12 protein-coding genes are annotated in these 13120 nt (G+C 60.2%); 1 reads left to right on the top strand and 11 read right to left on the bottom strand.

Annotated elements, in window-relative coordinates:
- Positions 1-35: 35 nt before the first annotated feature.
- The 11 genes from lpxD to rpsB form a co-directional block, all read right to left on the bottom strand.
- Positions 36-1097 carry a UDP-3-O-(3-hydroxymyristoyl)glucosamine N-acyltransferase gene (lpxD, locus tag DBO86_RS11890; RefSeq protein WP_108233758.1) on the bottom strand — a complete coding sequence of 354 codons (1062 nt, stop codon included), beginning with the start codon at positions 1095-1097 and terminating at the stop codon, positions 36-38.
- Positions 1094-1597, bottom strand: coding sequence for an OmpH/Skp family outer membrane protein (locus DBO86_RS11885; protein WP_074855701.1), 504 nt, complete (start codon positions 1595-1597; stop codon positions 1094-1096). The genes lpxD and DBO86_RS11885 overlap by 4 nt, the downstream gene beginning before the upstream one ends.
- A 44-nt stretch (positions 1598-1641) precedes the next feature.
- A complete protein-coding gene (gene bamA, locus DBO86_RS11880; RefSeq protein WP_108233757.1) occupies positions 1642-4002 on the bottom strand; it encodes an outer membrane protein assembly factor BamA in 2361 nt (786 codons plus the stop codon).
- Between the two features lie 86 nt (positions 4003-4088).
- Positions 4089-5441 carry a sigma E protease regulator RseP gene (gene rseP, locus DBO86_RS11875; RefSeq protein WP_108233756.1) on the bottom strand — a complete coding sequence of 451 codons (1353 nt, stop codon included), beginning with the start codon at positions 5439-5441 and terminating at the stop codon, positions 4089-4091.
- Between the two features lie 64 nt (positions 5442-5505).
- Positions 5506-6690 (bottom strand): 1-deoxy-D-xylulose-5-phosphate reductoisomerase, encoded by a 1185-nt coding sequence (gene ispC, locus DBO86_RS11870; protein WP_108233755.1) that lies wholly within the window; start codon positions 6688-6690, stop codon positions 5506-5508.
- Positions 6687-7502: a phosphatidate cytidylyltransferase gene (locus tag DBO86_RS11865; RefSeq protein ID WP_074855692.1), complete on the bottom strand. Its 816-nt coding sequence runs from the start codon at positions 7500-7502 to the stop codon at positions 6687-6689. The genes ispC and DBO86_RS11865 overlap by 4 nt, the downstream gene beginning before the upstream one ends.
- Positions 7502-8248, bottom strand: a complete 747-nt coding sequence (uppS, locus tag DBO86_RS11860) for a polyprenyl diphosphate synthase (protein WP_074855691.1) — start codon at positions 8246-8248, stop codon at positions 7502-7504. Before uppS ends, DBO86_RS11865 begins: the two co-directional genes overlap by 1 nt.
- A 17-nt stretch (positions 8249-8265) precedes the next feature.
- Positions 8266-8823, bottom strand: coding sequence for a ribosome recycling factor (frr, locus tag DBO86_RS11855; RefSeq protein WP_004424013.1), 558 nt, complete (start codon positions 8821-8823; stop codon positions 8266-8268).
- Positions 8820-9563 carry a UMP kinase gene (gene pyrH / locus DBO86_RS11850; RefSeq protein WP_004424012.1) on the bottom strand — a complete coding sequence of 248 codons (744 nt, stop codon included), beginning with the start codon at positions 9561-9563 and terminating at the stop codon, positions 8820-8822. Before pyrH ends, frr begins: the two co-directional genes overlap by 4 nt.
- 188 nt (positions 9564-9751) lie before the next feature.
- A complete protein-coding gene (tsf, locus tag DBO86_RS11845) occupies positions 9752-10615 on the bottom strand; it encodes a translation elongation factor Ts (RefSeq protein WP_074855687.1) in 864 nt (287 codons plus the stop codon).
- Between the two features lie 279 nt (positions 10616-10894).
- Positions 10895-11635: a 30S ribosomal protein S2 gene (gene rpsB / locus DBO86_RS11840; protein ID WP_004424008.1), complete on the bottom strand. Its 741-nt coding sequence runs from the start codon at positions 11633-11635 to the stop codon at positions 10895-10897.
- A gap of 700 nt (positions 11636-12335) precedes the next feature.
- Here rpsB and map point away from each other — a divergent pair.
- Positions 12336-13118: a type I methionyl aminopeptidase gene (gene map / locus DBO86_RS11835; protein ID WP_074855685.1), complete on the top strand. Its 783-nt coding sequence runs from the start codon at positions 12336-12338 to the stop codon at positions 13116-13118.
- The last annotated feature ends 2 nt before the right edge of the window (positions 13119-13120 follow it).

The following is a 13120-nucleotide window of genomic DNA, read 5'->3' as shown; positions in this document are numbered from 1 at the left end:
CTGTAAGAAAAGAAAAGAGCACGGTCATGCCGTGCTCAGGCATCAGATGAGACGTTTGCCTTCTGGGTCACGGCGGCCAGCTGTTTTTCCAGCTCGCGCAGGCGCTTGGCCATCTCGTCCAACTGACGAATGCGGGCAGCGCTCTTCTTCCACTCGCCCGCTGGTTGCATGGCAGTGCCGGAAGAATAGGCGCCCGGCTCGGTGATCGAGCGGGTCACCATGGTCATACCGGTGACGAAGACGTTGTCGCACACCTCGATGTGCCCAACCATGCCGACGCCACCTGCGATCATGCAGTTCTTGCCGATCTTGGTGCTGCCGGAAATCCCGCAACAGCCGGCCATGGCGGTGTTGTCGCCGATCTGTACGTTGTGCGCGATCATGATCTGGTTATCCAGCTTGACGCCATTGCCGATCAGCGTATCGGACAACGCACCGCGATCCACCGTGGTGTTGGCGCCGATCTCGACGTCATCACCGATGGTCACCCCACCGATCTGCGCGATCTTCTGCCAGACGCCCTTCTCGTTGGCGAAACCGAAGCCCTCGCCACCGATCACGGCACCGGACTGGATCACCACACGCTTGCCGATTTTCACGTCGTGATACAGCGTCACACGTGGTGCCAGCCACCCGCCCTCACCGATCTCGCTACGCGCACCGACCACGCAATGGGCGCCGATACTGACATCGGCAGCAATACGGGCACCGCTCTCGATCACTGCATAAGGACCGATGCTGGCACTCGGATCGACCTGAGCATCAGCGGCGACCTGAGCGGTCGCATGGATGCCGGCAGCAGCCCTGGGTTTGGGATCGAACAGGTGCGAAAGCTGAGCGTAAGCCAGATAGGGATTGGCCACGATCAGGGCATCACCGGCGTAGCCTTCAGCATCGTCGGCAGTCAGCAACACGGCACCGGCCTGAGTCTGCGCCAGGTACTTGCGGTACTGGGCATTGGCCAGAAAGCTCAACTGTTCGGGCCTGGCCTCCTGCAAGGTGGCCAGGCCCGTGATGACCTTGCCTTCGGCGCCACGCAGGGTAGCGCCGAGGCGCTCGGCCAACTGGCCGAGGGTAACTATCAGTGTCATGCTCAGCGCATCTGATTCATGCGTTCGATGACCTGGCGAGTGATGTCGAACTGAGGTTTGACATCAATCACCGCACCGCGCTCGAGCACCAGGTCGAAGTTACCGTTCTTGATCACTTCTTCGACGGCCTTGTCCAGGTTCGGCTTGAGCTTGGCGAGCATCTCACGATCAGCGATGGCCTTGGCTTCGTTCAGCTCCTTGGACTGGAACTGGAAATCACGGGCTTTCTGCTTGAATTCGAGTTCGAGGCGCTCGCGCTCGGCCTGCTGCATCTTCTCGCCATCCTTGACCATACGATCCTGAATGCGCTTGGCGTCGCTTTCCAGGGTCTTGAGCTTGTTCAGCTGCGGGCCGAACTTTTTCTCGGCATCCACGGCGTAACGCTTGGCGGCATCGGATTCGAGCAGCGCCATCTGATAGTTCAGCACCGCGATCTTCATCTCGGCGAACGCCGGAGTGGCGATCAGGGCGGCGGTGAACAGAACCAGTTGAGTCAACTTACGCACAATGCACTCCTGCAACAAAACTGTTGGCTTTCTGTGAAACGAACTTAGAAGGTTTGACCCAGGGAGAACTGGAATACCTGGGTATCGGCATCATCCGGCTTCTTGATCGGCATGGCCAGACTGAAGCTCAGCGGGCCCAGTGCGGTGATCCAGGTCAGGCCGACACCCACGGAGCTGGCCATGCTGCTGAAGTCGATATTGCAGCTGTCGCTCAGCCTCTTCTGGCTGGAGCTGCAGTTGGTATCGAAGACGTTACCCACGTCCCAGAACAATGCGGTACGCAGCGAGCGCTGATCCTTGACGAATGGCAGCGGGAAGAGCATCTCGACGCCGCCCTGCACCAGCACGTTACCACCGAACGGCAGCGGGTCCTGATCCGGGTCGCGCAGGGTGCCCGGTTTGGCACCGCTACTCGGCGTACTGCGTGGCCCAAGGCTGCTGTCTTCGAAACCACGTACCGAGTTGAAACCACCCGCGTAGTAGTGCTCGTAGAACGGCAGCTCAGCCGTGGAACCGTAGCTGTCGCCATAACCCAGCTGGGTATGGAAGCGCAGGGTGTAGTTGTCGCTGATCGGGGTGAAGACCTGACCACGGTAGTCGAGCTTGTAGAACGACAGATCGCTACCTGGCAGCGTGGTTTCCAGCACCAGGCTCTGCGAATGACCACGGTTGGCCAGTACACCACGGTTCAGGGTCGACTCGGACCAGCCGATGGAACCCTTGAAGTTCAGGTAGTTATCGCCCTCAGAGTCGATGAAATCGAAGATCTCGTCGACGGTATAACGACCGGTATCGATGGTGTCCTGCTGCACGGTCAGACCGTAGGTCAGACGCGCGGTTTCGCTGATCGGATAGCCGATATTGACACCTGCACCCAGGCTGTCGACCGAGTAGCTGGATACGTCGACATCGAGCTCATCGTAGTCGGTGGTGCGGTAGAAGGCGTTGTAACCCAGGCTGACACCGTCGACGGTCCAGTAGGGGTCAACGAAGCCAAAGCTGTATCGAGTCTGGTATTCACTGCGGGTCAGGCCGATGCTGACGCGGTTACCGGTACCCAGGAAGTTGTTCTGGCTGATCGAGCCACCGAGGATCAGACCGGCGTTCTGGGCGAAACCGACGCTGGCGGTGATGGAGCCGGACGGCTGCTCTTCGACGCTGTAATTGACGTCGATCTGGTCGTCGGTACCCGGTACCTGCGGGGTTTCGACGTTGACCTCCTTGAAGAAGCCCAGACGCTCGAGGCGGGTCTTGGACTGATCGATCAGGTAGGTCGAGGCCCAGCCACCTTCCATCTGACGCATTTCGCGGCGCAGCACTTCGTCTTCGGATTTGGTATTGCCACGGAAGTTGATGCGGTTGACGTAGGCACGCTTGCCCGGATCGACGAAGAAGGTGATCGAAACGGTGTTGTCTTCGTCGTGCGCTTCCGGCACGCCGTTGACGTTGGCGAAGGTGTAGCCCTCATTGCCCAGGCGACGGGTGATCAGCTCGCTGGTGGTGGTCATGATCTTGCGCGAGAAGACCTGCCCTTCCTTGACCAGCAGCAGTGCACGCACGTCTTCTTCCGGCACCTTAAGGTCACCGGAAAGCTTCACGTCACGGACACTGTACTTCTCGCCCTCTTCGACGTTGACGGTGATGTAGACGTGCTTCTTGTCCGGGGTAATGGATACCTGGGTGGAGCTGATATCCATGTTGATGTAGCCGCGATCCAGGTAGTAGGAACGCAGACGTTCGAGGTCACCGGACAGCTTTTCGCGGGCGTACTTGTCGTCGTTGCGGAAGAAGGACAGCCAGTTGGTGGTCTTCAACTCGAACAGATCGGAGAGTTCTTCATCCGTGAAAACCGTGTTGCCAACCACGTTGATGTGGGAGATAGCGGCGACGGTGCCTTCGTTGATGGTGATCTTCAGCGCCACGCGGTTACGCGGCTGCGGAATCACTTCGGCTTCGATCTCGGCCGAATAGCGGCCCTGAGCCACGTATTGGCGCTGCAGTTCGTTACGCACACCTTCGAGGGTGGCGCGCTGGAAGATCTCGCCTTCGGCCAGGCCGGACTGGTTCAGCCCCTTGAGCAGATCTTCGGTGCTGATGGCCTTGTTGCCTTCGATCTCGATACCGGAGATGGAGGGACGCTCGACCACGGTGACCACCAGCACGTCGCCATCGCGGCCGAGCTGAATATCCTGGAAGAAGCCGGTACGGAACAGGGAGCGGGTGGCATCGACCAGTTGGCGATCATCTACCTGCTCGCCCACGTTGAGCGGCAGCGCGCCGAACACGCTGCCGGCGGAAACCCGCTGCAGGCCATTGACGCGTATATCGGAGATGGTGAAGGACTCGGCGTGAACTTCGGCGATCATCAATGCGGACAGTACCGCAGGTAGCAGCAGACGTTTCATGAAGTCCTTTCTTATTCCAACTGACGATAAAAACTGCCGCTAAGGCAACACTTCTTTTAAAACTCAAGAACGTGGTTCAGCAATGCTCACAGGCGGCTGAGGTCGTTGACCAGGGCCAGTAGCATGACCCCGATGACCAGACTGATGCCGATCTGCATCCCCCAACCCTGAACCCGCTCAGACAAGGGGCGACCACGCACCCACTCAACCAGATAAAACAGCAGATGCCCACCATCCAGTACGGGAATGGGCAGCAGATTGAGAACCCCCAGACTAATACTCAGATATGCAAGGAATTTCAGGAAATCCCCCAGCCCTGACTCAGCTGAAGCGCCCGCCACTTTAGCAATGGTTATCGGCCCACTCAAGTTTTTTACCGAGAGCTCACCGAACAGCATTTTCTTCAGCGAATCGAGGGTCAGCAGGCTCATGGACCAGGTTTGACGCACGCCTTCGACTACGCCATCGAGCGGACCGTAGCGCACCTCGCGGAGCATCTCCGGCGGCCATTCGACGCCCTGAACGCCCGCGCCCAGGTAGCCGCTGCGAGCCTCACCCTCGCCACGCGACGCCAGGGTCAGCCTTACATCCTGCGCCTGCCCGTCGCGCTCGAAACGCAGCGTGATCGTCTCGCCCGGCAACGCACGCACACGATCGACCAGGTCTTGCCAGTCGGCCAGGGGCTCGCCATCGAGCGCCAGCAATCTGTCCCCTGCCTGCAGCCCTGCGGCGTGGGCAGGCCCCTTGGAGTCGACTTCAGCCAGAACCGGCTCCAGCACCGGACGCCATGGACGAATGCCCAGCGAACCAATCGGGTCCGGCTCGTCGACGCCGCGCAGCCAGTTGTCCAACTGCACCTGTTTTGGCATTTCGACGGTGGAGCCCGGCTCCAGCACGCGCAGATCGAGCGTGCCGCTCTCGCCCAGACGCCTGACCAGTTGCAGATTGACCGCTGCCCAGTCACTGGTGGCCTCGCCGTTGACCGCAACAATTTCCTGCCCCGTACGTAGTCCGGCCGCTTCCGCCAGGCTGTCCGGCTGCACCGCACCAATGACAGGCCGCACCTGCTGACTGCCGAGCATGGCCACGAACCAGAAGAACAGCAGCGCCAGCAGGAAATTGGCCAGCGGGCCCGCAGCCACGATGGCGATGCGCTGACGCACGCTCTTGCGATTGAAGGACTGCTCGACCAGCTCAGGCGGAACATCGCCCTCGCGCTCATCGAGCATCTTGACGTAGCCCCCCAGAGGAATGGCTGCAACCGCGAATTCGGTGCCCTGGCGATCATGCCAGCGCACCAATGGCGTGCCGAAGCCTACGGAAAAACGCAGAACCTTGACGCCGCAGCGCCGGGCCACCCAGAAGTGCCCATACTCGTGAAAGGTCACCAGGACACCCAATGCGATCAGGGTGCCAACCAGCATGTACAACCCACTCATTTGACTTCTCCAGCCCTACGGGGCCGCTCAAGTTCCGACACGCGCCAGCGCAACAGCGGTTTCATCAGCGCACAGCTAGCCATTGAGCAGCCAGCTCTCGCGCCTGGGCGTCCGCTTCGAATACCGCGTCGAGCGCTTCGACAGCCCTTACCGGCCGCGCGTTCAGCACGGACTCAATCATACGCGCGATATCGGTGAAACGGATGCGCCGCTGCAGGAAAGCCTCGACCGCCACCTCGTTGGCCGCATTGAGCATCGCTGGCGCACTACCACCGGCCTGCGCTGCCTCGCGCGCCAGACGCAAACAGGGAAAACGCTGTTCGTCAGGGCGCTCGAAATCCAGGCGACCGACAGTAAACAGATCCAGCGCAGACACTCCCGAATCGATACGCTCCGGCCATGCCAGAGCGTGAGCGATAGGTGTGCGCATGTCCGGGTTACCCAACTGGGCCAGGACTGAACCGTCAACGTAGTCGACCAGCGAATGAATCACGCTCTGTCGGTGGATGACCACCTCGATCTGATCGGGGCTCGCATCGAACAACCAGCAGGCCTCGATCATCTCCAGGCCCTTGTTCATCATGCTGGCCGAATCGACCGAAATCTTGCGCCCCATCGACCAGTTCGGATGCGCGCAAGCCTGCTCCGGCGTGACGCGCTCCAGCTCAGCCAATGGTGTTTCGCGGAACGGCCCGCCAGAGGCGGTCAACAGAACCCTGCGCACACCAATAGCCTGCAGACCGCGCGCATAGTCGCCAGGTAGGCATTGGAAAATGGCGTTGTGTTCGCTGTCGATGGGCAGAAGAACCGCCCCGCTATGCTTGACGGCCTGCATGAACAGGACGCCGGACATAACCAGCGCTTCCTTGTTGGCCAGCAGAACTTTCTTGCCGGCCTGCACCGCGGCAAGCGTCGGCTTGAGCCCGGCAGCACCGACGATGGCGGCCATCACGTAGTCGACGGCCGCATCCGCCGCAACCGCGCACAACCCCTCTTCGCCGACGAGCACCTCGGTCGCCAGCCCGGCGGCGCGCAGCCTGCCCTGCAGATCGAGCGCTGAACGGTCATCGGGCACTACCGCGTAGCGCGGACGATGCTGAACACATAACACCTGCAGCTCTGCCAGGCGGGAAAAACCGGTCAGGGCGAATACCTGATAGCGCTCAGGATGGCGCGCAATCACATCCAGCGTACTGAGGCCGATGGACCCCGTCGCCCCCAGCACGGTTACATGCTGCACCGCGCTCACAGCGCGCCCCAGCCGGCGAGCCACAGCAATGTGGCAAACACGGGAATGGCCGCGGTAAGGCTGTCGATACGGTCCAGTACGCCACCATGACCCGGCAGCAGGTTACTGCTGTCCTTGATCCCGGATTGGCGCTTGAACATGCTCTCGGTCAGATCGCCAACCACGGAAATCAGTACGACCACAGCCGCACCCGCCATAGCCAGCAACAATTCCGTGACGGACCACTCCTGCTGCAGACCAACCAGAAAAGTGATCAGCAGACTGGCAGCAAGGCCGCCATACAGCCCTTCCCAGCTCTTGCCCGGGCTGACCTTGGGCGCCAGCTTGCGCTTGCCAAAGGTCTTGCCGGAAAAATAGGCGCCGATATCCGCCCCCCAGACCAGCACCATCACCGCGATGATCAGCGCATTGGCCTGCGGCCACTGCTTGAGCAGGATCAGCCCTTGCCAGGCCGGTAGCAGAATCAGCAAACCAATCAGCAAACGTCCCGGCACACCGCCCCAGAGACGACTGCTATCGGGATAGGTCATTACCAGAAAGGTCGCGACCAACCACCACAGCACAGCCACCACCAGCAGCAGCGGGGCAACGACCGGCACCATGTACAGCAAGCCGAGCAACACGGCCACTGCAGCTGCATAGGCCACACGCAGCGACTGCGCCTCGAAACCTGCCAGACGGGCCCATTCCCAGCCCCCCAGCGTGACCACCGCACCGATGAACAGGGCAAAGGCACCGCCATCGAGCAGAAAAAAACCGCCCAGGGCGATGGGCAACAGCACCAGCGCCGTGATGATTCGTTGTTTGAGCATTAGGAGCGCGCCTTAGCTTCCACCTGCTCGCTGGTCTTGCCGAAGCGACGCTGGCGGGTAGCGAAATCGGCCAGCGCCTTGCGCATGGCCTCGTGCTTGAAGTCCGGCCAATAGAGGTCGGAGAAGTACAGTTCGCTATAAGCCAACTGCCACAGAAGGAAGTTACTGATGCGGCGCTCGCCACCCGTACGGATGCACAGGTCGGGCAAAGGCAGGTCACCGGTAGCCAGACAACCCTGAAGCAATTGCGGGGTAATGTCTTCGGGCTGCAAATGACCTGCTTGCACCTCACGCGCCAGACGCTGAGCGGCCTGGGCGATATCCCACTGACCACCGTAGTTGGCTGCGATCTGCAAGGTGAAACGCCGGTTGCCGGCAGTCAGTTGCTCGGCTTCGCGCATGGCTGCCTGCAACTCGGGATGAAAGCGCGAGCGGTCCCCGATGATGCGCAGGCTAATGTCATTATCCAGCAGACGCTTGGCCTCACGACGCAGCGCACCGAGGAACAACTCCATCAGCGCGCCGACCTCTTCGGCCGGGCGCTGCCAGTTTTCACTAGAAAAGGCGAACAGGGTTAGCACCTCGACACCCGACTCGGCACAGACTTCGATTACCGCGCGAACCGCATCGACCCCGGCCTTGTGCCCTGCCACACCAGGCAACAGGCGCTTCTTCGCCCAGCGGTTGTTGCCATCCATAATGATGGCGACATGCCGCGGCACCGCCCCCTGCTTGTTCTTGTCCATGTATGGGCGCCGAGCCGTCAAACGGCCATCAGGTCCGCTTCTTTGACCTCGAGCGCCTTGTCTATGTCACCGATGAACTTGTCGGTGATTTTCTGCAGCTCGTCAGCGGCACGACGCTCTTCGTCCTCGCTGATTTCCTTGGCCTTGGACAGTTTCTTCAGCTCGGCCAGGGCATCACGACGCACATTGCGCACCGCGACCTTGGCATCTTCAGCAACCCCACGCGCCTGCTTGGTGTAGCCCTTGCGGGTTTCCTCGGTCAGGGCTGGCATCGGTACGCGAATGGTAGTGCCGGCGCTGCTCGGGTTCAGGCCCAGGTCGGAAGTCAGAATGGCCTTCTCGATGGCGGCGCTGAGGCTCTTGTCGTGAGCGACGATCTTCAGGGTGCGCGCATCTTCGACGGTGATCGCGGCTACCTGATTGAGCGGCATGTCGCTGCCCCAGGCCGGGACCTTGATGCTATCGAGAATGCTCGGATGGGCACGACCGGTACGAATGGAAGCAAGGTTGCGACCCAGCGCCTCCAGGGACTTGCTCATGCGTTCCTGAGCGTCTTTCTTGATATCGTTGATCATTGTGCATCCTCCTCGATCAGAGTTCCTTCGGCGCCACCCACTACAACGTTCAGCAGGGCGCCGGGCTTGTTCATGTTGAAGACCCGCAGCGGCATGTTGTGATCGCGGCACAGGCAGATGGCGGTCAGATCCATCACCCCCAGCTTGCGATCGAGCACTTCGTCATAGGTCAGGCGCTCGAACTTTTCGGCATGCGGGTCTTTGAACGGGTCGGCAGTGTACACGCCATCGACCTTGGTCGCCTTCAGTACCACGTCCGCATCGATCTCGATGGCACGCAGACAGGCGGCCGAATCGGTGGTGAAGAAGGGGTTGCCGGTACCCGCTGCGAAGATCACCACCTCACCGGTTTTCAGGTGGCGCATGGCCTTGCGGCGATCGTAATGATCGGTCACGCCGACCATGGAAATCGCCGACATAACGATGGCCGGGATGTTCGAGCGTTCCAGCGCATCACGCATGGCCAGCGCGTTCATCACGGTCGCCAGCATGCCCATGTGGTCACCGGTAACGCGATCCATGCCGGCAGCGGACAGTGCTGCGCCGCGGAACAGGTTGCCACCACCGATCACCAGTCCGACCTGCACGCCGATGCCGACCAGTTGACCGACTTCCAGCGCCATGCGATCGAGCACCTTGGGATCGATGCCGAAATCTTCCGAGCCCATCAGGGCTTCGCCGCTAAGTTTGAGCAGAATGCGTTTGTAGCGAGGTTGGCGACCAGTCGTCTGCTGAGCCATTGCAAGTCTCTCCTGCGGCGATATGAAATTCTTCTGTAACACGCTTGCGCGCTGCAATTATCCGGCACTTCGAACGTGCCGACGACCGTAGGTTGCACGGCCGCTTGTATATTTGTCGCCCCTTATTCGGCAAAGAGGCCGCACGCGCAAGCGGGCAGCCTCTCTGGGACAACTGGCCGAACCGCCGATTACTGCTTGCTGGCAGCAACCTGAGCGGCAACTTCGGCAGCGAAGTCGGTCTCGGCCTTCTCGATACCCTCGCCCACTTCGTAACGAACGAAGGAAACGACTTCGGCACCGGCCTTCTTCACCAGGTCACCGACCTTGACTTCCGGATCCATGATGAAGGCTTGCTCGACCAGACTGGCTTCGGCCAGGAACTTGGCGATACGGCCTTTGACCATGTTCTCTACGATGTTTTCCGGCTTGCCGGCGATCTTCTCGGCGTTCAGCTGCAGGAAGATTTCCTTTTCCTTGGCAACCAGCTCTTCGGAAACCTGGTCCGGCGACACGACAGCCGGGTTGGAGGCAGCGATGTGCATGGCAACGTGCTTGGCCAGTTCGTCGTTGCCGCCTTTCAGGACAACCAGAACACCGATGCGGTGGCCGTGCAGGTAGGCACCAACGGTTTCGCCGGAAACAGCGGTCAGGCGACGGATGTTGACGTTCTCGCCGCACTTGGCAACCAGAGCTTCACGAGCCGATTCGCGGGAAGCGATCAGCGGAGCAGCGTCGGTCAGGTTCTTCTCGAAGGCTTCGTCGATGCTCTCTTTGACGAAAGCCTTGAAGTCGTCCTGCAGGGCCAGGAAGTCGGTCTGCGAGTTGACTTCGATGATCACACCACGACCACCTTCAACGCGAACGGCGATGGAGCCTTCAGCGGCGATGTTGCCGGCCTTCTTGGCAGCCTTGATGGCACCGGAAGCGCGCATGTCATCAATGGCTTTCTCGATGTCACCACCAGCAGCAACCAGGGCCTTCTTGCATTCCATCATGCCTTGGCCGGTACGCTCGCGCAGTTCTTTAACCAGGGCTGCAGTAATCTCTGCCATCTTGAAAATCCTCTCGGTAGGTCTTCAACCAAATCAAATCTTTGAGTGGCAAAAAGGGGGCCTAGCACTAATGCCAGTCAGTTAAGCCGTTGCACTCGATCTTTGTAGGAGCCGGCTTGCCGGCGATCCGCCATAAAAAGCATCGCCAGCAAGCTGGCTCCTACGAAAAGCGCCCCCTCTACTGCAAGTAGGAGGGGGTGGTGACGAACTTATCTGATCAGCATTAGGCCTAGCCCCCTTCTTGCACAGCGCATAACGCTAAATGCTTGGCGTTAACGCTTAGCCTTCGGCGCTCTCGGCAGCAGCTTCTTCGACGAACTCTTCAGTCGCGCCGCCAGCGTTGCTGCGACCACGGATCACAGCGTCGGCCATGGCACCCATGTACAGCTGGATGGCGCGGATGGCGTCGTCGTTACCCGGGATGATGTAGTCAACGCCTTCCGGGCTGCTGTTGGTATCGACAACGCCGATAACCGGGATGCCCAGCTTGTTGGCTTCGGTGATAGCAATGCGCTCGTGGTCAACGTCGATCACGAACAGAGCGTCCGGCAGACCGCCCATGTCCTTGATACCACCCAGGCTGCGATCCAGCTTTTCCAGATCCCGGGTACGCATCAGGGCTTCTTTCTTGGTCAGCTTGGCGAAGGTGCCGTCCTGGGACTGGGCTTCCAGCTCGCGCAGGCGCTTGATCGAAGCACGGATGGTCTTGTAGTTGGTCAGCATGCCGCCCAACCAGCGGTGGTCGACGAACGGCGAGCCGCAACGAGTGGCTTCTTCGCGAACGATTTTGCCTGCGGAACGCTTGGTGCCAACGAACAGAATCTTGTTCTTGCCAGCAGCCAGCTTCTCAACGAACGACAGGGCGTCGTTGAACATCGGCAGGGTTTTCTCGAGGTTGATGATGTGAATCTTATTGCGCGCGCCGAAAATGTACTTGCCCATTTTCGGGTTCCAGTAACGGGTCTGGTGGCCGAAGTGCACACCGGCCTTCAGCATATCGCGCATAGTGACTTGGGACATGATAGTTCCTTGATAAGTCGGGTTAGGCCTCCACGCATCCCAGTTTCCAACCCTCGAACTTGTCGAAGGCACCCAGGAAACCGTGTCGATACGTGTGTGGGTTTAGGCTTTCGGGCGCAGTGCCCGTAAAGCGGCGCGTTTTATACCACAGAAAGCAGCGACAAGCTACAAGGCAAACGCCGTAAACAGGGGCGAAGCCTAGGGTCTGTTGCCGTTTCGCGCACGGCCGCGACGGAGCCAGTTTTTGCGTGGGACCAGGCGCGAGACGCGAAGTTTGGTCGCCCAAATGAGCCGTCGAGTAACGACGTACCACGCAAAAACTGGCCCGTCCCTTCGGGTTGCGTGGCGCAATTTGGCGCAGCAACGCGGCTCGCGTCGAAACGGCAACAGCCCCTAATGCCGATCAGATAAGGTTTTTTGCTCTTGCAGGGTGGGCTTCAGCCCACCAACGGCGGCCGGCGTGGGCTGAAACGGAGCGCCGCCCGACCCACCCTACAAATCGAACCGACTGGCAACAGTTAAATTCCTTCCTATACGATTGCAGCGCCCGTAAACCAAGTGTCTAGGCGCTTAACTGACTGACATTAGGGCAAAGCCCGCTCATTAACACATGCGACTCGATGCTTGCAGCTGCCTTTGGGGCTTGCACCACGTAGCTGCTAATATATGCCCCTTTTCTGCGTACACTCGAGAGCCCGATATGACCGTCACCATCAAATCCGCCGAAGAAATCGAGAAAATGCGCGTGGCTGGCCGCCTGGCCGCCGAAGTGCTGGAGATGATCGGCGAGCACGTCAAGCCGGGCGTCACCACCGAAGAGCTGGATCGCATCTGCCATGACTACATCGTCAACGTGCAGCAGGCCATCCCCGCCCCGCTCAACTACAAGGGCTTTCCCAAGTCGATCTGCACCTCGGTCAACCATGTGGTGTGCCACGGCATCCCCAGCGACAAGCCACTGAAAGACGGCGACGTGCTGAACATCGACGTCACCGTGATCAAGGACGGTTACCACGGCGATACCAGCAAGATGTTCATGGTCGGCAAGGTTGCCGAATGGGCTGAGCGCCTGGCCAAGGTCACCCAGGAGTGCATGTATAAAGGCATCGAACTGGTCAAGCCGGGCACCCGCCTGGGCGACATCGGCGAAGTGATCCAGAAGCATGCGGAGAAGAACGGCTTCTCCGTGGTTCGCGAGTACTGTGGGCACGGCATCGGCGCCGTGTTCCATGAAGAGCCGCAGGTGCTGCACTACGGCAAGGCCGGCACCGGCATGGAGCTCAAGGAAGGCATGACCTTCACCATCGAGCCGATGATCAACCAGGGCCGCCCGGAAACCCGCCTGCTCGGCGACGGCTGGACCGCCATCACCAAGGACCGCAAGCTTTCCGCGCAATGGGAGCACACTGTGCTGGTCACCGCAGACGGCTATGAGATCCTGACCCTGCGCAGCGACGACACCCTGCCGCGCACCTCGGCCTGACC

Source organism: Ectopseudomonas oleovorans (assembly GCF_003052605.1).
Classification (GTDB): Bacteria; Pseudomonadota; Gammaproteobacteria; order Pseudomonadales; family Pseudomonadaceae; genus Aquipseudomonas; species Aquipseudomonas oleovorans_A.
Note: the sequence above shows the minus strand (reverse complement) of the source record. Positions and strands in the feature narration are given on the sequence as shown.

Excerpts from the sequence above, each read along its gene's own strand:
- rpsB (WP_004424008.1), bottom strand. The coding sequence starts at position 11,635 with ATGTCCCAAGTCACTATGCGCGATATGCTGAAGGCCGGTGTGCACTTC.
- rseP (WP_108233756.1), bottom strand. The coding sequence starts at position 5,441 with ATGAGTGGGTTGTACATGCTGGTTGGCACCCTGATCGCATTGGGTGTC.
- frr (WP_004424013.1), bottom strand. The coding sequence starts at position 8,823 with ATGATCAACGATATCAAGAAAGACGCTCAGGAACGCATGAGCAAGTCC.
- tsf (WP_074855687.1), bottom strand. The coding sequence starts at position 10,615 with ATGGCAGAGATTACTGCAGCCCTGGTTAAAGAACTGCGCGAGCGTACC.
- map (WP_074855685.1), top strand. The coding sequence starts at position 12,336 with ATGACCGTCACCATCAAATCCGCCGAAGAAATCGAGAAAATGCGCGTG.
- pyrH (WP_004424012.1), bottom strand. The coding sequence starts at position 9,563 with ATGGCTCAGCAGACGACTGGTCGCCAACCTCGCTACAAACGCATTCTG.
- DBO86_RS11865 (WP_074855692.1), bottom strand. The coding sequence starts at position 7,502 with ATGCTCAAACAACGAATCATCACGGCGCTGGTGCTGTTGCCCATCGCC.
- bamA (WP_108233757.1), bottom strand. The coding sequence starts at position 4,002 with ATGAAACGTCTGCTGCTACCTGCGGTACTGTCCGCATTGATGATCGCC.
- uppS (WP_074855691.1), bottom strand. The coding sequence starts at position 8,248 with ATGGACAAGAACAAGCAGGGGGCGGTGCCGCGGCATGTCGCCATCATT.